We start from the raw sequence: 20,204 nt of genomic DNA, 5'->3' as shown, positions 1-20,204 counted from the left end.
TGTTCCTTAACCGTGATTGGGACTGTGACTTCATCGGTAGTTCCATCTGGATAAGTGACTAAGGCTACACTTGGATGACCTCCTGGTGTATTCACTACTGGCGTGTCTTTCCATGTAACCCTTGTGCCTTCTGGTAAGCCAGTTTTGGTTACACTTGTTTCTGGATCTGGTACGTGCTCATTGTCCACTTCTTGCGCTATTGCGCTTGGTGTGTATTTCCCACGCATTGACCAAACTGTAATATTTACTAAGATTGATGTCGAATTTCCAGCTTTATCTCTAGCTACTATCGTTACACCATGAATTACATTATCAGAATCAATTCTCGGTACTTCTAGAACACCCTCTTTGAACACAATTGTTCCAGAAGCTTGATCAAATGTTAAGAATGAAGGCATATTTCTCACTTCAATAGTAGCAATTCCACTACCATTTGCATTATCTTTTGCCTCAATCTTCATAGGAGGCAATGTTTTATCTAAAGCCGTCATTTCCCAGTTTTGTCCGTTTGCTGGTGTTTGAATTGTTGGATCCGTAACATCTTTTACTTTCAATGGAATTGTAACATCTTGCTCTGAGCCATCAATATACGTTACTTTTGCTTGTATTGTTTGGTCTCCATATGATTCAGTATTAATTGGTGTTTTTGCTTCAACTGTTGCAATTTTAGCATTTCCATTCTCACCTTGCGCATTTGTCGCAGTTACTGCTCCTTTTAACATTTCTGGAGTAACTGATACATTTTGATTTACTTCAATTTGTGTTCCAGTTGCTGTAAAATCTTCACTTACTTTTCTAACCGTTACATTTACTGTCACTACATCTTTTGAACCATCTGGATAAGTTACTTCAGCCACTCCTGTAGTAGTTCCTGGTGTATTTACTACTGGTGGTGTTTTCCACGTCACTTTTGTTCCGTCTGGCAATCCTGCTTTATCTACACTTGCATTAGAATCTGGCACTTGTCCATAACTTGTATTCTGTGGAATTGGCGTAGGATTAGTCTTCGCACTCATTGAAGATACAGTGATTTTCGCAGTTCTTTCGCTGACATTTCCTGCTTTGTCTTCTGCTCGAATGTTTAAAGTAAATTCTTGACTTGGTGTATCCTCAGCTAGTTTTTCTACTGTTTGTTTTCCTGATTTGAATTTAATAGCGTTAGTTGTACTATCATATTCTAAATAATCAGGCAATCCAGTCACCGTGACGTTTTTAATTCCACTACCATTTGCATTATCTTCTGCTTCAATCTTCATAGGACGCAATGTTTTATCTAAAGCAGTCATCTCCCAGTTTGTATTTTCCGCAGGTGCTGAGATAGTTGGTTTCGTCACGTCTTTAACTTTCAATGGAATTGTTACTTCTTTCGTTGTTCCATCTTTGAAAGTTACTGTGGCAGTAATATTTTGTTCACCATAGTTTGCTGTACTTATTGACGTTTTAGGTTCTACAGATGAAATCTTATCTGTTCCATTCACATTTCCTTCTTTTGAAGTGGCAGTTACTTTCGCTTTTAAGTCGTCGTTAGAAATTGGATCATTTTGATTTACTTCAATTGGTGCTCCAGTTACTTCATATTCTGAACTTAATTCTTTTACTGTAACTTTTACATCTACTGTATCTTTTGAACCGTCTTTATAGGTTACTTCTACTACTCCGTCTTTTTCTCCAGGAGTTGTCGTTACTGGTCTTGTTTTCCATGCGTAACTTGTACCTTCTGGTAAGCCTGTTTGATTCACGCTAGTTCCTGCATCTGGAGTTTCACCATAACTTACTGTTTGTTTTTGAGTGTTTGGAGTTGCATCATATTTGGTAGTCATTGATTTCACAGTAATTGTTACGTTTGTTGTTGTTTCGTTTCCTGTGTTATCTACAACTGTAATAGTTATATTATGAGGTTGTTCATTAGTCCCTTCAGGTAAACTTGGTACTCCTGTTACACCAGCTTTAAACTGAATCTTCTTAGTTGACTCATTATATTCTAAAAAGTCTGGTAAACCTGTAACAGTCGTTGTCTTAACACCACTTCCTCCTGTATTGTCTTCGCTTGTTACAGAGATTTCTGGGTTTGATCCTTCTACTGCGATTAAGTCCCAGTTTTGTCCGTTAGTTGGAGCTGAAATAGTTGGCTTCGTTACGTCTTTAACTTTCAGCGGAATGGCCACAGATTTTGTTGTTCCATCTTTGAAAGTTACTGTAGCGTTAATAGTTTGTTCACCATAGTTAGCTGTATTGATTTCAGGTGCTGTTACCGTTGAAATCTTATCCGTTCCATTAACATTTCCATCTTTTGAAGTTGCAGTTACTTTAGCTTTTAAGTCGTCGTTTGTAACTGGATCATTTTGATTTACTTCAATCGGTGTTCCACTCACTTCATATTCTGAACTTAATTCTTTTACAGTAACTTTTACATTTACTGTATCTTTCGAACCATCTTTATAGATTACTTCTACTACTCCGTCTTTTTCTCCAGGAGTTGTTGTACTTGGTATTGTTTTCCAAGCATAACTTGTTCCTTCTGGTAAGTTCGATTGACTCACGCTTGTCCCTGCATCTGGTACATCACCATAACTTACTGTTTGTTTGTCTGGGTTTGGATTCGCATCATATTTAGTAGTCATTGACTTCACAGTAATTGTTACATTTGTTGTTGTTTCATTTCCTGCGTTATCTACAACTGTGATAGTTACATTATGAGGTTGTACATCTGTTCCTTCTGGTAAACTTGGTACTCCTGTTACGCCTTCTTTGAACTGAATCTTCTTAGTTGATTCATTATATTCTAAGAAATCTGGTAAACCTGTTACTGTCGTTGTCTTAACACCACTTCCTCCTGTATTGTCTTCGCTTGTTACAGAGATTTCTGGGTTTGATCCTTCTACTGCGATTAAGTCCCAATTTTGTCTATCCGTTGGTGACTCAATCGTTGGTTTCGTCACGTCTTTAACTTTCAACGGAATCATCACTTCTTTGGTTGTTCCATCTTTGAAAGTTACTGTGGCAGTAATGTTTCGTTCACCATAATTAGCTGTGCTGATTTCAGGTGCTGTAACTGTTGAAATCTTATCTGTTCCATTCGCATCGCCTACTGTTGAAGTTGCGGTTACTTTAGCTTTTAAGTCATCGTTTGTAACTGGATCATTTTGATTTACTTCAATTGGTGTTCCACTCACTTCATATTCTGAACTTAATTCTTTTACAGTAACTTTTACATTTACCGTATCTTTTGAACCGTCTTTATACGTTACTTCTACTACTCCATCTTTTTCACCAGGCCCATCTGTTGTGACTGGTGTTGTTTTCCAAGCGTAACTTGTTCCTTCTGGTAGTCCTGTTTTATTCACGCTTGTGCCTACATCTGGAGTTTCACCATAACTTACTGTTTGTTTGTCTGGGTTTGCAGTAGCTTCGTATTTGGTAGTCATTGATTTCACAGTAATGGTTACGTTTGTTGTTATTTCGTTTCCTGCTTTATCTACAACTGTAATAGTTATATTATGAGGTTGTTCATTAGTCCCTTCAGGTAAACTTGGTACTCCTGTTACACCAGCTTTGAACTGAATCTTCTTAGTTAACTCATTATATTCTAGGAACTCTGGTAAATCTGTTACTTTCGTTGTCTTAACACCACTTCCTCCAACGTTATCTTCACTTGTTACGGAGATTTCTGGGTTTGCCCCTTCTACTGCGATTAAATCCCAGTTTTGTCCGTTCGTTGGCGCTGAGATAGTTGGCTTCGTTACGTCTTTAACTTTCAGCGGAATGGTCACAGATTTTGTTGTTCCATCTTTGAAAGTTACTGTAGCGTTAATAGTTTGTTCACCATAGTTAGCTGTATTGATTTCAGGTGCTGTTACTGTTGAAATCTTATCTGTCCCATTCGCATTTCCTACTTTTGAAGTTGCAGTTACTTTAGCTTTTAAGTCATCATTTGTGACTGGAGTGTTTTGGTTTACTACAATTTCAGTAGCTGAAACATCGTACTCCTCACTTAATTTACTTATATTTACCGTTACTTCCACTGTATCTTTGCTTCCATCTGGATAAGTTACTTCAGCTACTCCTGTAGTAGTTCCTGGTGTATTTACTACTGGTGGTGTTTTCCACGTCACTTTTGTTCCATCTGGCAATCCTGCTTTATCTACACTTGCATTAGGATCTGGAACTTGGTCATAACTTGTATTTTGTGGAATTGGCGTTGGAGTATTCTTCGTACTCATTGAAGATACAGTGATTTTCGCAGTTCTTTCAGTGAAGTTTCCAGAATTGTCTTCAGCTCGAATGTTTAAAGTGAACTCACGACTTGGTGTATTTTCAGGTAATTTTTCTACTGCATCTTTTCCTGATTTGAATTTAATAGTGTGAGTTGTACTATCATATTCTAGATAATCAGGCAAGCCTGTCACAGTAACATTTTTAATTCCACTACCGTTGGCATTATCTTCAGCTCCTACTGCCATATTTGGCAATGCTTTGTCTAATGCGGTCATTTCCCAGTTTTTATTTTCTGCTGGTGTTTGGATAGTCGGTTTCGTCACGTCTTTAACTTTCAGCGGAATGGTCACTTCTTTAGTCGTTCCATCTTTGAAAGCTACTGTAGCAGTAATGTTTTGGTCACCATAGTTAGTTGTAGTAATTTGCGACTTAGGTTCTACAGATGAAATCTTATCTGTTCCATTTACATTTCCTTCTTTTGAAGTTGCGGTTACTTTAGCTTTTAAGTCATCGTTAGAAATTGGATCATTTTGATTTACTTCAATTGGTGCTCCAGTTACTTCATATTCTGAACTTAATTCTTTTACTGTAACTTTTACATCTACTGTATCTTTTGAACCGTCTTTATAGGTTACTTCTACTACTCCGGCTTTTTCTCCAGGTCCATCTGTCGTTACTGGTGTCGTTTTCCAAGCATAACTTGTCCCTTCCGGTAAGCCTGTTTTATTCACGCTTGTTCCTGCATCTGGAGTTTCACCATAACTTACTGTTTGCTTTTGAGGATTTGCTGTTGCATCATATTTTGTAGTCATTGATTTCACAGTAATTGCTACATTTGTTGTTGTTTCATTTTCTGCGTTATCTACAACTGTGATAGTTACATTATGAGGTTGTACATCTGTTCCTTCTTGTAAACTTGGTACTGATGTTACTCCAGCTTTGAATTGAATCTTCTTAGTTGACTCATTATATTCTAAGAAATCTGGTAGTCCTGTAACAGTCGTTGTCTTAACACCACTTCCTCCTGTATTGTCTTCGCTTGTTACAGAGATTTCTGGGTTTGATCCTTCTACTGCGATTAAGTCCCAGTTTTGTCCGTTCGTTGGTGATTGGATTGTTGGTTTAGTTACATCTTTGACTTTCAACGGAATTGTCACAGGTTTGGTTGTTCCATCTTTGAAAGTTACAGTAGCTTTAATAGTTTGGTCACCATAGTTAGCTGTATTAATTGTAGGGGCCGTTACTGTTGAAATCTTATCTGTTCCATTCACATTTCCTACTGTTGAAGTTGCGGTTACTTTAGCTTTTAAATCGTCATTTGTTACTGGAGTATTTTGGTTAACTTCGATTTCATTACCAGTTACGTTGTACTCGTCACTTAACTTGCTTACATTTACCGTCACATCTACTGTATCTTTCGAACCATCTTTATAGCTTACTTCTACTACTCCGGCTTTTTCTCCAGGTCCTTCTGCCGTACTTGGTCTTGTTTTCCAAGCGTAACTTGTTCCTTCTGGTAAACCGGTTTGGTTCACGCTTGTTCCTGCATCTGGAGTTGCTCCATAACTCACTGTTTGTTTGTCTGGGTTTGTATTCGCATCATATTTAGTAGTCATTGATTTCACAGTAATTGCTACATTTGTTGTTGTTTCATTTCCTGCGTTATCTACAACTGTGATAGTTACATTATGAGGTTGTACATCTGTTCCTTCTGGTAAACTTGGTACACCTGTTACTCCAGCTTTAAACTGAATTTTCTTAGTTGATTCATTATATTCTAGGAAGTCTGGTAAGCCTGTTACTGTCGTTGTCTTAACACCACTTCCTCCAGTATTATCCTCACTTGTTACGGAGATATCTGGATTTGATCCTTCTACTGCAATTAAGTCCCAGTTTTGTCCGTTCGTTGGTGATTGGATAGTTGGCTTCGTTACGTCTTTAACTTTCAACGGAATTGTCACAGGTTTGGTTGTTCCATCTTTGAAAGTTACAGTGGCAGTAATATTTTGCTCACCATAGTTAGCTGTGATGATTTCAGGTGCTGTAACTGTTGAAATCTTATCTGTTCCACTAACATTGCCTACTTTTGAAGTTGCGGTTACTTTAGCTTTTAAATCATCATTTGTGACTGGAGTGTTTTGATTTACTTCAATTGGTGTTCCAGTTACGTTGTACTCGTCACTTAATTTGCTTACATTTACTGTCACTTCAACTGTATCTTTGCTTCCATCTGGATAAGTTACTTCAGCCAATCCTGTAGTAGTTCCTGGTACTGTAACTGCTGGTGGTGTTTTCCACGTTACCTTTGTTCCATCTGGTAATCCTGCTTTATCAACACTTGCATTAGAATCTGGAACTTGTCCATAACTTGTATTTTGTGGAATTGGCGTAGGATTAGTCTTCGCACTCATTGAAGATACAGTGATTTTAGCTGTTTTTTCAATGAAGTTCCCTACATTATCTTCTGATCTAATATTTAAAGTGAATTCTTTGTTTGCTGTATTCTCTGGTAGTTTTTCTACTATTTGTTTTCCTGCTTTGAATTTAATAACGTTAGTTGTACTATCATATTCTAGATAATCAGGTAAACCTGTTACGCTGACGTTTTTAATTCCACTTCCGTTCGCATTATCTTCCGCTCTTACTTCCATATTTGGTAGAGCTTTATCTAATGCCGTCATTTCCCAGTTTGTATTTTCTACTGGTGCTGAAATAGTTGGCTTCGTTACGTCTTTAACTCTCAATGGAATTGTCACAGGTTTGGTTGTTCCATCTTTGAAAGTTACTGTGGCAGTAATATTTTGCTCACCATAGTTAGCTGTATTGATTGTAGGGGTCGTTACTGTCGAAATCTTATCTGTTCCATTCACATTTCCTACTTTTGAAGTTGCGTTTACTTTAGCTTTTAAGTCATCGTTTGTAACTGGAGTATTTTGATTTACTACGATTTCATTGCCTGTAACATTATACTCATCACTTAACTTACGCACTTTTACCGTCGCAGTTACTTCATCTACTGAATCATCTGGATAAGTAACTTTCACCACTCCGGTTTTATCCCCAGACTTACTCGTATCTGGTGTTCTCTTCCATGCATATCGTGTATCACCTGGCAAACCTTCTGTATTCACACTTGTTTTCGAATTAGGTGTTTCTCCATAACTCACTTCTTGAACAGTCGTATTTGCTTGTGGATTGTATTTCTCAGCCATTGATATTTGACGAATTCGAATATTTCTTTCGCTTCTATTTCCGGCATTATCTTCCACAACAAATGTCACATTTCTTGTAGTACGACTAATTCCAGATAATTTCGGCACTTCATGGACACCATCTTGAAATACAATACTGCTCGTAGTTTTATCATATTTTAAGAAACTTGGTAAATTCATTGGAACAACACCTTTGACACCACTTCCTCCAGGATTATCGGCAACTGCTATTTTAATCGAAGGAAATGTCTTATCTAAAGATGTTACTTCCCATAATTGACCTTCTGTTGGTGTTTGAATAGTTGGAGCAGTTACGTCTTTTACTTCAAGTGGAATATCAATTGGATCAGTAGTATTATCTAAATACGTCACTGTTGCTCTAATTATTTGTGTACCTGCATTTACAGTAGTGATTGTACCTACAGGAGTAACAGATTTAACTTTGTTATTACCATTATTACTAATAGTTACTGCTGTTTTCAAGTCATCATTTGAGACAGGAACATTTTGGTTTCTAACAATTGTATTCCCTGTAGGGGCATATTCGTCGCTTAACTTACGTACCGCTACTTTTACATTCACGGTATCTTTTGAACCGTCAGGGTATGTTACCATTACTACACCTGATTTATCTCCAGGCCCTGTTGTTGTACTTGGAGTTGTTGCCCATGTATAGGCAGTCCCTGTAGGCAATCCGTTCTTATTCACGCTTGTTCCGGCATCAGGTGCTTCACCGTAACTTACTGTTTGTTTTTGTGAATTTGGAGTCGCTGTATATTTCGTTGTCATTGACTTCACAGTGATTGTTATTTGTCTTTGACTTGAATTATTTGAGTTATCTGTAACTTGAATAGTCGCATTATAAGTTTTACTATCTTGTCCAACTGGTAATTTTGTTACTTCTTGAACTCCATTTTTGAATTTAATTGTCTTAGTTGCATTATCATAAACTAAGAAATCTGGCAATCCTGTTACTGTTGTTGATTTAATACCAGTTCCACCGTTATTATCCACTGAAGTAACCTTAATAGAAGGTAATGTCCTGTCTAATGCAATTAAATCCCAATTTTGTCTATCATTTGGTGTTTGAATTGTTGGATCGGTTACGTCTTTAACTTCAAGTGGAATATCAACAGGATCAGTTGTATTGTCTAAATACGTCACTGTTGCCTTTATTGTTTGTGTACCTGCATTTACAGTGCTAATAGGAGATGCCGTAACAGATTTCACTTTACTATTACCGTTATTATTCACACTTACAGCAGCTTTTAAGTCATTATTTGTAACCGAAGCATTTTGATTTCTAACGATTTTGGTTCCTGTAGGAACATATTCGTCACTTAATTTTCGTACAGCTACTGTTACATTCACAGTATCTTTTGAAGTATCTGGATAAGTGACTTCTACTACCCCAGATTTATCCCCAGGACTAGATGTATTCGGAGTTGTTTTCCAGGTATATCTTGTTCCTATTGGTAAACCTGTAGTACTCACACTTGCTTCTGCACTTGGTGTAGCTAAATAACTAACTGTTTGTTTCTGTGGATTCGCAGTAGCTGTATATTTATCTGTCTGAGCTTGAACATTGAATCTAATTGCTTTAGTAGCCGTATTTCCTTTTTTATCCACTGCTTTAACAGTAGCTTGAAAACTTTGTAATTGATTTGGAATTACACCAGATAATTCAATTCTTTTTGTTGAAGGATTATATCTTAAAGGATTGGCTAAATTTTCAACTACAATCGGATTAGCATCTTTAAGACCAATACCTCTAGCATTATCCTGTGCATCAACGGAAATATTAGTTGGCAATCCTTCTGCTCTTGTTAGAGTTACAGTGTCAGGCGCAGTAATCGTTGGATTAATATTATCTACAATCTCAACCGGAATATTCACAGTTTTCATCAAATGGTTGCCACGAAGAATTTCGATTTCTTTATGCTGGATACCTGCTGCAGAAGTATCTACATTAGATGACCCACCTTTCCAACGAACGGTTAACTCTCCGGGAACCGCTGAATCATTTGAAACTGTTACGTAATTTCTAGCATCTCCTAATTGACCAGATTGATTTTGATTAATTTTCTTATCTTGTTTTCCTATAAAATCTAAAACAGTATAAGGAGTAGTAACATCTTTATTTACACCATTTTGATAAGTGGTCGTTACGACAACGTTTCTTGTGCCTGCTTGTTGCAAGTTAAATGGTGTTTTATACGTTACCTGAGCCGTTGCTGGTACTTCATGTCCTGTTTTTGAGCGTACTAATTCCCTTGGATTCGTATACAATTCTTTTGAATCTCCAAAATAAGCCGTCAAACTAGAATGTTTTGCTTCTACATCATTTGTCGCATTTGTTTGGATTGTTTTAGGATTAAATCCATCTTTAAAATGGATTGTCATTGTTGTTCCATCAGCAGAAATTTCAGCGCGCTCAAAGTCACTTTTATGACCTGAAGGTTTCATAATATCTGGATGTTCTGCTTTAAATTTTTCAATTAAAGCTGTTTTTTCATTTTCAGTTAAATGACGAACATCATCTACATATGTTTGTGATAAATCCTTTACTGTATTACGCTCACTTTGCGGTTTAATAATAAAAGTAAATGTATAAGGCCTTAACTGATTTGGAGCTACTCTTGTATTAGATGCAATATGAACTTCATATCTACCAGGTTGAACTATTCCCCCTTCTCCTACAACACCTCTAATAGCAGCATTCGTAATAGGATTATTGATTTCAGTTCTACCATACTCTATTTCACGTACTCTTTGAACTCCTGCTTTCTTATCCCAGTATGCAACTTGCATTTTTAAACCTTTAATTGGAGAATTTTCTGTAAAACCAACAGTAACAATATAATATGGGGTTACATCTTCTACTACTTTTCCTCGAGCATACGTAGTGAACTTTCTCTCATTCCCTACTCTTTCTCCCTTTATCTCGATTAAACTCCAAATTTCATCTGAATTATAATAAACAGCAGTACTTCCATTTTCAATAAGCTTACCATCTCTTCTATTTTCCTTGTGAGTGTATGTAATCCCTCTAAACCCACTTTCCCCCTTACCATCAATCGGTTTTCCATTACGGGGGTCACGTTTCCCAGAATGTGCGCGAGTTACTCTATTAGCCACTTTGTTACGGAGGCTTTTCGCTTCATTTAGGGTAGCAGTAACTTCACTATCAGTGGATTTTTCCTCAGACAAATCACCAAATGCTTGAAGAGATTTGCTTTCAGATTCACTAAATTCATAGCTGATTTCTCCTGCTAATTGGTTGATTTCTGAGACAAGAGCCTGAACCTTAGCAATCTTTTCTGTTAAAAGCTTTTTCTTTTCATCACTATCGTTTGCTTTGTCTGCTTGCTTTTCTTTTTTGTCTATGTCGTTGCTTTTCTCTTCCAATTGAGCAAATGAATCCGACGGAACTTGAACTTCTTTATTTATCTCATCCTGACTAGCACCTTCCTTATCCAAGACTGCTTGCGCACGCGACAAAGAGAGATTAAGATTTTCAACTGATTTAACTGTTTTATTCTGTAAATCAGTGTTCCTAATCTTTTCAATTAATTCATTTAAAGCAGTTTTATTCACAGCTTTGACTGTATTCTCTACAGCCTTTTCAACACTTTTATCTTCCTGCACATTTTCAGAAATCCTATCTGATTCTTTAACATGATTTTCTACCTGTGGATAATTTTCCACATCGTTTGGAACCTTGTCACTATTCGGATCTTCATCTTTGGCTTTAGTTGAATCATTCAGAGACGCAACCATTTCATCAGCATGAACAAGATATGGATTCTGTATCATTACTGCTCCTGTAGCCAAAAAAAGAGTGCACCCAAAAAGAAAATGCTTCCCTTTCTTTATCATCCTCCAATTCTTTTGATTGATTCCTTTTCGATTAAAAAACATAGAGAACTCCTCATTAAACCAAGCAATTATTTTTCCTATATATTATATTCTATTATTCCCACAAATGCAAACCATTTCATTTAATATATGAAAGTTTTTTCATAACGTAACTTGAACTTATATTTATTTGTTCATAAAATGACAATTATTAACCAAGTATGAACAATAATCATCATTTTCATAGAGCCACGATTTCGCGATCCCTTCCTCTAACTATTCTTATTTCTAGCGTCAGACTTAAAACTATCTATCCCCTTACCCTTTTAATCCGCTACCTATCGATAGTCAGGCTTGGGAATCACTATCTGGTTCACCGTAGCGGGTGCCCACGCAGGACTTACACCTCAGATGCACGACATGCCCGTCGTACCCCACAAAAGAAACTGGGCAAAAACTCAATTGGAAGAGAAAACAAAGTAAATCTTCCAACAATAAAACGCATAACATCAAAGTTTCAACACCTGATACTATGCGTTTTCTAATTTTAATGACTTTTTGCCCAGCCTCTTCTTATCTGCTTTTCATACTTCCTTAACAAAAACCAATTCCTGCTGCTGTGACAAATCTTCTCGGTAGTTAAATCCTGCAAAGCTTAAGCGACGAGCTTCCTCCACCGTCTGCACTTGATTTTCTATCAGGGCTGTTAGGAAGGCACCACGCGCTTTCTTGGAAATGGTGGAGTGAATCTTCAGCTGACCGCCCTTGCCCTCCATGAATTTGAAGGTCACCATCTTTTCTCTGATTTCCTTAGAAAATACAGTCTCAAACTCGGATGACAAGAGGGAGAAAATCACTTCTTCCTGCTTCACAGCTTCATCATAGGCTACCTTCCAATGACTCTTTAAAGTCTTACCAGCGACTTTTAATTTCATCAAAAAGTCCAAACGGTGAGGTGCCATAGGTGACAAGGCTGGAACAACACCGTACAAAGCCGAGGTAATGAAGACATGATTTTCAAGATAGGCTTGTTCTGCCTCGGTCAGTTTGTCTCGCTTGATATGGCGATACATAAGCCCATCAAAAAGTTTCAGAGCTGGGTAGTGTTGAGCAGTTTGTTTTTTTAAAGCTTGGATATTTTGAAATTCTTCCGCAGCTTTCTCGGCTGAAACTTTGTAAAAACTCTCCAATTGACTAGCAGAATAGAGGGCCAAGGAATCAAGCACGGCCTGACTTTCTGGTCTTAAAGGATTTGCCTCGATACTCGGCAAGTCTGTGTTCATTTCTTTTGCTGTTGGGATTAAAATTTTCATATTGATAGTGTAGCATATTTTTTAGCCACAACCAAGAAATTCATCTGATACTCAATGAAAATCAAAGAGCAAACTAGGAAGATAGCCGCAGGCTGTACTTGAGTACGGCAAGGTGAAGCTGACGTGGTTTGAATTTGATTTTCGAAGAGTATGAAAAACCTCGGTTTAACCGAGGCTTCTCTATTTATTTTGGCCATCCTAGCCAGATAGCCACAAGAACAAGGGCTGTGCCAGCCAAGCTTGTTAGGATGGATAAGAATTTATCTTTTTTCTCCTTGAACTGAGAAAAACCTATCTTCAAAACAAACAATCCAAGTAGCATTGAAGCAAGCATCACATAAAAACCCATTTGTTTGTCCTCCATTAGTCTTAATTTATCTTATCATAACATATATTTCTTAAATAAAGCTGTTCTTACTGCACTTTAAATGTCTTGAGATAATTGTCTTTACCGACTTGACCTTCGAAGGTTTTACCATTTTCTAGGTAAGGAAGGTCATCTGATACTGAGGCCTTAACCTTGTAAATCTTGCCATCAACTTTAAAGAAGTAGACGGTATCGCCCTTGATAACAGCTGATTTGAGGTCTGCTACCACACCCTTGATGCTTTCTGTTGTTGCATTGTCAATTTCAAGGTCATTTTTATTGGCATATTTGCTGAGCAGTTCTTCCACTGTCGTTGCTACGATAACATTTTGGTACTCGACTGCGTCCACCAAAGCGTACTCTTTGACCAGGCCAGCATTGTCCTTCAAGCCCATGATGTAGAGAGGCTTGTCATTGAGGTTGATGAGGATTGGGAAGGTCGCCTTGTAGGATTTCTCCTGAACAGCACCTTCGGCTGATTCACGGGCTGATTCTTCGGTCGCAGAAGCCAAGTTGTACTTAGTGATTTCTCCTGTTCGCATATTTTCAAGGATGAAACCAAGATTACTTTCATCTGCATTGGCCGACGTCACGCCTGTGTAGAGATAGATGTCATTGCCGATAGACAAGTAATTATAACCCTTGGTAGTCTGGGTCACGTTTTTCTTGGAAATCATGGCATTCCAGAAACCGTCCTTGTACTTGCCGTTGTAGTTGATTTGCTCAATGGTTTCCTCAGCTGGATAGACCCTATCTACCCATTCTGGAACATCTGACAAGCTGTATTCCTTGGTTTCTCCATTTGTGGCATCCAAGATAATGACTGAAACAGGACGAGGAACCGCAAGCCCAAATTGCTTTTGGTAAACCGTTGCTACATAGAAAGGATTACCCTCATCGTCCACCTCAAAAGATGGAGTCTTGAAGATTTTAGTTGGGTACTTCAAGCGCAGATGACGTTTGACATCACGGTTAAAATACTCCGAGTCCGAATACTTGATTGGTGTCTTCAAGTCCACCAAGTCCGCATTACCAGTTACCATGTCCACCTTGATATACTCGCCGATTCCCTTGGCCTGATTGTTAAACCATTTGATAGGATCTGCGTATTCTAGTGGCGTAACTCGATAAGGTTTCCCATCAATCGTCAATTGGGTATAGGTGTCTGCCGCTACGTACTGCGACACCTTATCCGTTAGGGAACCCAAGTAGCGGTCACCAATTTTTTCAGCAGTGCTTCTATCTAGGATAGGAACCTTACTGGTATCAGTCTTAGGAAATTCAGTAAATTCTTTTTCCGTAACTGTGACTACATTAGCATAATTTTTAGCCTGAAAAATGCTGGAAGTCACCAAGGAAACCAAGGCTGCCAAGAGAAGAATTCCTCCAATAGAAGCTAAAAGGATTTTCCCTAACCGATTGATTTTGAAACCCTCAAGATTTAAGGCAGCTTCTGCCTTGCCGTGGCGCACATGAACCGTTTTGACCAGATTGATTCCCTTGCCAAAGCCAAATAAGACTGCTACAACCAGCAAATGCCCACAGAGGAAAAAGAGAAATTCCCAGCTAGTCAGGTTAAGGGGTGGTAAAAAGATATACCAGGTCGTTGCGATAAAAATAAGTTCAAAGATTATCCGTTTCATTTGCTGTCCTCCTAAATGATTCGTCCTTCCAAGTGATCCAGTTCATGCTGGCAAATCTGAGCTGGGAAGCCTGTCAAGGTAATGGTCTGTTCCTGCCACTTGCTGTCACGATAAGCAACCCTTATGGTTTCATAACGCTTAGTTGATCTCACACCTACCAAGGACAAACAGCCTTCTTCTGCCTCATAAGGTCCTTCAAATGACAGGAGCACTGGGTTAAACATGACCACAGGAACCAAGCCCAGATTAAAGATAATCACGCGCTTCTGCACCCCAATCATATTGGCAGCCAGACCGACACAGGTCTCACGATTTGCTAAGAGTGTATCCTGCAAATCTCTGGCAAGATACAGATCATCCTGACTTGCCGGCTGAGATACCTGAGATAAAAATAAGATATCCTTCACAATTTTCTTTTCCACTTCCTCACACTCCTCTTTCTTTTTACTATATTATAGCAATTATAGCACAAAAGCCGATAACTGCAAGCCCTTTCCCTCAACTGTAGCAAAAAGCCATCCGAAGATGACTTTTTTTAAATCGCATTCTTGTCAAAACCGAGTTTACGTTGAACAAACTTAACGATTTCGACGATGATAATCATTGAGAAGCTTCCGCCCATAACGATTCCCCATTGTGACAAGTCTAGTTTGGTTACGTGGAAGATTCCTTCAAGCGGTTCTACGACAATTGTTGCCATAAGAAGGATGAAGGATACCAAGATAGACCAGTTGAAGGTCTTAGACTTGAATGGGCCAACTGTCAAGATGGATTGGTATACAGACTTGACATTGTAGGCATGGAAGAGCTGAATCAAACCAAGTGTTGCAAAGGACATAGTAAGAGCATCCGCATGAATGGCATGATTGTCACCCACATGAACTGGGTAAGCAATCGCAAGGCCATAAACACTCATGACAATAGCTGCTTGGAGCACACCTTGATAGATGATAGAACTCAAAACACCACCTGAGAAGAAGCTTGCCTTGCGTCCACGTGGTTTATGGTTCATGACACCAGGCTCAGCAGGTTCAACACCAAGAGCGATAGCTGGGAAGGTATCTGTTACCAAGTTGATCCACAAAAGATGAACTGGCTGCAAGACATCCCAACCAAACAAGGTTGATAGGAAGATAGTTAATACTTCAGCAGTATTAGCAGAAAGTAGGTACTGAATAGTCTTTTGAATGTTTGAGAAGACCTTACGTCCTTCTTCAACTGCAACAATGATAGTCGCAAAGTTATCATCTGCAAGAATCATGTCAGAAGCCCCCTTAGAAACCTCTGTACCAGTGATTCCCATACCGATACCGATGTCTGCTGTTTTCAGAGCTGGCGCATCATTGACACCGTCACCTGTCATGGCAACGACCTTACCTTGTTTTTGCCAAGCCTTGACGATACGAACCTTATGTTCTGGAGACACACGGGCATAAACAGAGTATTGACCAACGACTTTTTCAAAGTCTTCATCTGACAGTTCGTTGAGCTCAGCACCAGTTAAAACGTGGCCTTCTGTATCATTTGCATCAATGATTCGCAAACGTTTGGCAATAGCTTCTGCAGTGTCTTGATGGTCACCCGTAATCATGATTGGACGAATTCCCGCTTCCTTAGCCACACGAACAGCCTCAGCAGCCTCAGGACGTTCAGGGTCAATCATCCCAATCAAACCAGTAAAGATTAAATCATTTTCAAGCTCTTCAGAAGTGAGATTTTCTGGAATGCTATCAATAATCTTATAAGCACCTGCAAGGACACGCAAGGCTTGGTGAGCCATTTCATAGTTGTTTGTATGAATGAGATTTGTAACTTTCTCATCAATCGGAGCAATATCCCCAGCCTTATCACGAAGAACACAACGTTTCAAAAGTTGGTCTGGCGCACCTTTGACTGCTACAAGGAAACTACCATCTGGCAATGGGTGAACCGTTGACATAAGCTTACGTTCAGAATCAAATGGCAATTCAGCCACACGAGGATATTTCTCTAAGAAACCTTTGACATCATAGCCCTTGTCCAAGGCATATTGAATGAAGGCTGTTTCGGTTGGGTCACCAATCAGGTTGCCTTCCACATCAATTTTCGTATCATTGGCCAAGACAACTGAACGAAGTAGGGGCATTTCAAGACCTAGCTCGATGTCATCAACTGAGTCATGTAGGACCGCATCGTAGAAGACTTTTTCGACGGTCATCTTGTTCATAGTCAGCGTACCAGTCTTATCAGAAGCGATGATTTCGGTTGAACCAAGTGTTTCAACTGCTGGCAACTTACGAACGATAGAGTTTCGTTTGGCCAAAACTTGAGTACCGAGGGCAAGAACGATAGTTACGATAGCAGGAAGCCCTTCTGGGATAGCTGCAACGGCAAGGGCAACAGAGGTCATCAACTCACCAAGTGGATTTTTGCCTTGAATGAAGACACCCACTACAAAAGTAACAAGAGCAATGACCAAGATAGCATAGGTCAAGACCTTAGAAAGGTTGTTCAAGTTTTGTTTAAGTGGTGTGTCTGTCTCATCTGCATCTTGAAGCATGCCAGCGATGTGACCAACTTCCGTGTACATCCCTGTATTGACAACAACACCAAGACCACGACCATAAGTCACATTTGAGTTTTGGAAGGCCATATTGACACGGTCACCAATACCAGCATCTGTCGCAAGCTCGACTGTCAAGTCTTTTTCGACTGGAACAGACTCACCTGTCAGGGCAGCTTCTTCGATTTTAAGAGAGTTGGCTTCTAGCAAACGTAAGTCTGCTGGTACAACATCACCAGCTTCAAGGGCGACGATATCACCTGGTACTAATTCTTTAGAATCAATCTCCGCCATATGCCCATCACGAAGAACGCGGGCAGCTGGACTAGACATGGACTTGAGAGCTTCGATGGCTTCTTCTGCTTTCCCTTCTTGGTAAACACCAAAGGCAGCGTTGATGATTACCACGGCTAAGATGATAATGGCATCTGCGATATCTTCCCCACCAGAAGTCACGACTGACAAGATTGCTGCCGCAACTAGGATAATAATCATCAAATCCTTAAATTGCTCGATAAACTTGACCAGAATTGATCGTTTCTCGCCTTCTTCGAGTTCATTGTGGCCAAATTCTGCAAGGCGCTTTTCCGCCTCACTTGATGACAAACCTTGCTCGGTCGCATCCACAGCCTTCAAGACCTCTTCAGGACTCTGAGTGTAAAACGCTTGGCGTTTTTGTTCTTTTGACATGTGTCTCCTCCTTGACATTGTGTGCAAAACAGACTCTCTTTTCCCTCATCGCATCTTTTCACGACAAACAAAAAGAGACCTGTTAATCATAACAAGTCTCGCTGTTTAAGATAGTGCCGGAAAGCATACTTTTCAGTATAAAATTCGGAATGACGACACTATCACAGGTTTCTGCCAGCTACTCCCTTGAGTAGTTCTATTATACCAAATTTTGAAAAGTTTTCAAAGAGTAAATTTTTAAAAAATCTCCTAGCAGACTTTCCTGCTAGGAGATTTTCTTATGAGAGGTACTTGTTTAAGCTTTGAAAATCGGACTTATCATCTGATAATTATCAAACAATCTACCAATTAAGCTTCTTTGTCTTCTTTACGACGACGGCCTGCAAGACCAAGACCAAGTAATGCACTTGCGGCAGCTGCTACCATAGCTACAGTAGAATCTGCTGTACCTGTATTTGGCAATTCTTTAGCTGCTTTACGCGCGTTTGTTGCTGCTTCTTGGCTAGCATTAGCTGCTGCTTGAGTAGTAGCTGGAGCTACAGCTGATGTTTGAGCAGCTTGGTCGTTAGCTGGAGTTGCATGATCAGTTGATGAAGCAACCTTCGCCATGAAGTCTTCGATACGTTTAACCATTGCATCCACTTCTGCTTGAGTTGCATCTGCATTAGCAAATACTTTCTTAGCATCTGCTAATAAGTCATTCGCTTCTTTTGCAGTTTCTGCATCAAGCTTAGCTGATTCTTTAATGATCAATTCATCTAATTGATGGATAGCACCTTCTAACTTAGCTTTATCCACTCTTGAGTCAGTGTTATTAGCTGCGTTATTGCCAGAAGTTCCATTGCTGTTACCACTGTTATTGCCTCCACCATTTGATGGTACATATGGACGTTGTTTGAATGCATCATCTCTTGGAATTGCTAATACTTGACCTTCTTTTGTAACGATTGTTACATTTCCGGCTTTGTCAATATTAACAGCTGCTTCTTTCTTACCATCTTTTTCGACTGTTGCATTACCATCTTTGTCGATTGTAATTTTCACGTTAGGATCTTTTTTAGATGTATAAACTGTGTTTCCATCTTTATCTGTTGATTTAATGTAAGCATCAAGATCGAATTCTTCTACATCTGTGATAGCACCTAGAACCTTGAATTGGAATTTCGCTTTTTCTTCTGGAGTAATATTAGCAAGGTCTGCTACCTCTACTTTACTCAAGTCGATATCAAGATTATCTCCACCGTGTTTAGATTTAGACACAGCTTCTTTATCTTTCACTAGTTGTTCTTTAGAAATTGTTGCTGTAGAACCGTCTGGCATTGTAACTGTTGCATTTCCTTTGTCGTCTACTACTACAGTTGCGCCTGGGTTGACTGCTTCAATTGATTTCTTAACTGCTGCTTGTTCAGCGTCTGTTAATTTAGCTTTATTTTCAACTAATGTACGGATAGCTGGTGTTTTCACTTTAGCGTTTGTAGCTTGGTCAGCTAGGTTGGCAGCAGGAATTACTAAATCTGTTGACGGGATGTTAAGAACTGTTCCGTCAGCTTTTGTTACTGTTGCGTTTCCTTTATCATCTACTGAAACTTCAGCTCCTGGGTTGACGGATTTAACTTTATCTGCAATTTCTTCTTTCTCTTTTGGATCTAGAGAATCTGGATTTTCCACTACAGTCTTAGCTGCTGGTGTGTTTGCATCGTTACCACCATTAGGTTTTGTAGCATCGCCTTCGACTTTAACTAAGTCTGTTGATGGGATAACTGAAACATTACCATCTTTGACTACTGTCGCATTTCCTTTGTCATCTACTACAACTTCAGCACCTGGATTTGCTGCTTTAACTTTATCCGCGATTGCTTTCTTCTCTTCTGGAGTTAGAGAATTTGGATCTGCTACTTTTGTTTTCGCTGCTGGTGTAACTGCGTTATCTTTAGCTTTTCCATCATTCACATCTTTTTCAGATTTTGTTAAATCTGATGCAGGGATGACTGCTGTCTTACCATTTTCTAATGTTACTGTTGCGTTTCCTTTATCATCTACTACTACAGTTGAACCTGGGTTGACTGCTTTAACTTTAGCTGCGATTGCTTTCTTCTCTTCTGGAGTTAAGCTATCTGGATTTGCTACTTTTGTCTTAGAAGCTGGTTTAACAATGTCATTTCCTGCGTTTGGTGCTTTTTCTGCATCTGCATTCTTAGTTAAGTCTGCCGCTTGAATGACCGCTGTCTTACCATTTACTGTGACTGTGGCATTGCCTTTGTCATCTACTACAACTTCAGCTCCTGGATTTACGGCTTTAACTTTAGCTACAATTGCATCTTTCTCATCTTGTGTTAATGAGTCTGGATTTGCTACTACAGTCTT

General features: G+C 39.1%; 7 protein-coding genes. All 7 read right to left on the bottom strand.

What is annotated here, in order from left to right:
- Positions 1–11,243 (bottom strand): Rib/alpha-like domain-containing protein (locus N8M20_RS09680; RefSeq protein WP_261080450.1); only part of this gene is annotated, 11,243 nt, incomplete at its 3' end.
- A 626-nt stretch (positions 11,244–11,869) separates the two neighbouring features.
- Positions 11,870–12,598 (bottom strand): peroxide stress protein YaaA, encoded by a 729-nt coding sequence (gene yaaA, locus N8M20_RS09675; RefSeq protein WP_261080449.1) that lies wholly within the window; start codon positions 12,596–12,598, stop codon positions 11,870–11,872.
- 184 nt (positions 12,599–12,782) lie between these two features.
- Entirely contained in the window at positions 12,783–12,947 is a 165-nt protein-coding gene (locus N8M20_RS09670) for a YczI family protein (protein ID WP_261080451.1), read from the bottom strand.
- Positions 12,948–13,012: 65 nt separating this feature from the next.
- On the bottom strand, positions 13,013–14,608 hold the full coding sequence (locus N8M20_RS09665) for a hypothetical protein (RefSeq protein ID WP_261080448.1): 1,596 nt from the start codon (positions 14,606–14,608) through the stop codon (positions 13,013–13,015).
- An 11-nt stretch (positions 14,609–14,619) separates the two neighbouring features.
- On the bottom strand, positions 14,620–15,030 hold the full coding sequence (locus N8M20_RS09660; RefSeq protein ID WP_261080447.1) for a peptide deformylase: 411 nt from the start codon (positions 15,028–15,030) through the stop codon (positions 14,620–14,622).
- A gap of 113 nt (positions 15,031–15,143) precedes the next feature.
- Positions 15,144–17,840, bottom strand: a complete 2,697-nt coding sequence (locus tag N8M20_RS09655; protein ID WP_261080446.1) for a cation-translocating P-type ATPase — start codon at positions 17,838–17,840, stop codon at positions 15,144–15,146.
- A 348-nt stretch (positions 17,841–18,188) separates the two neighbouring features.
- Positions 18,189–20,204, bottom strand: a 2,016-nt coding sequence (locus N8M20_RS09650; RefSeq protein WP_261080445.1) for a MiiA motif-containing surface protein, incomplete at its 5' end; no start/stop codon positions are given.

Origin of the sequence: Streptococcus mitis, assembly GCF_946190275.1 — a bacterium.
In the GTDB taxonomy this organism is placed as follows: Bacteria; Bacillota; Bacilli; order Lactobacillales; family Streptococcaceae; genus Streptococcus; species Streptococcus mitis_DC.
This window is presented reverse-complemented; position numbering and strand designations above follow the sequence as displayed.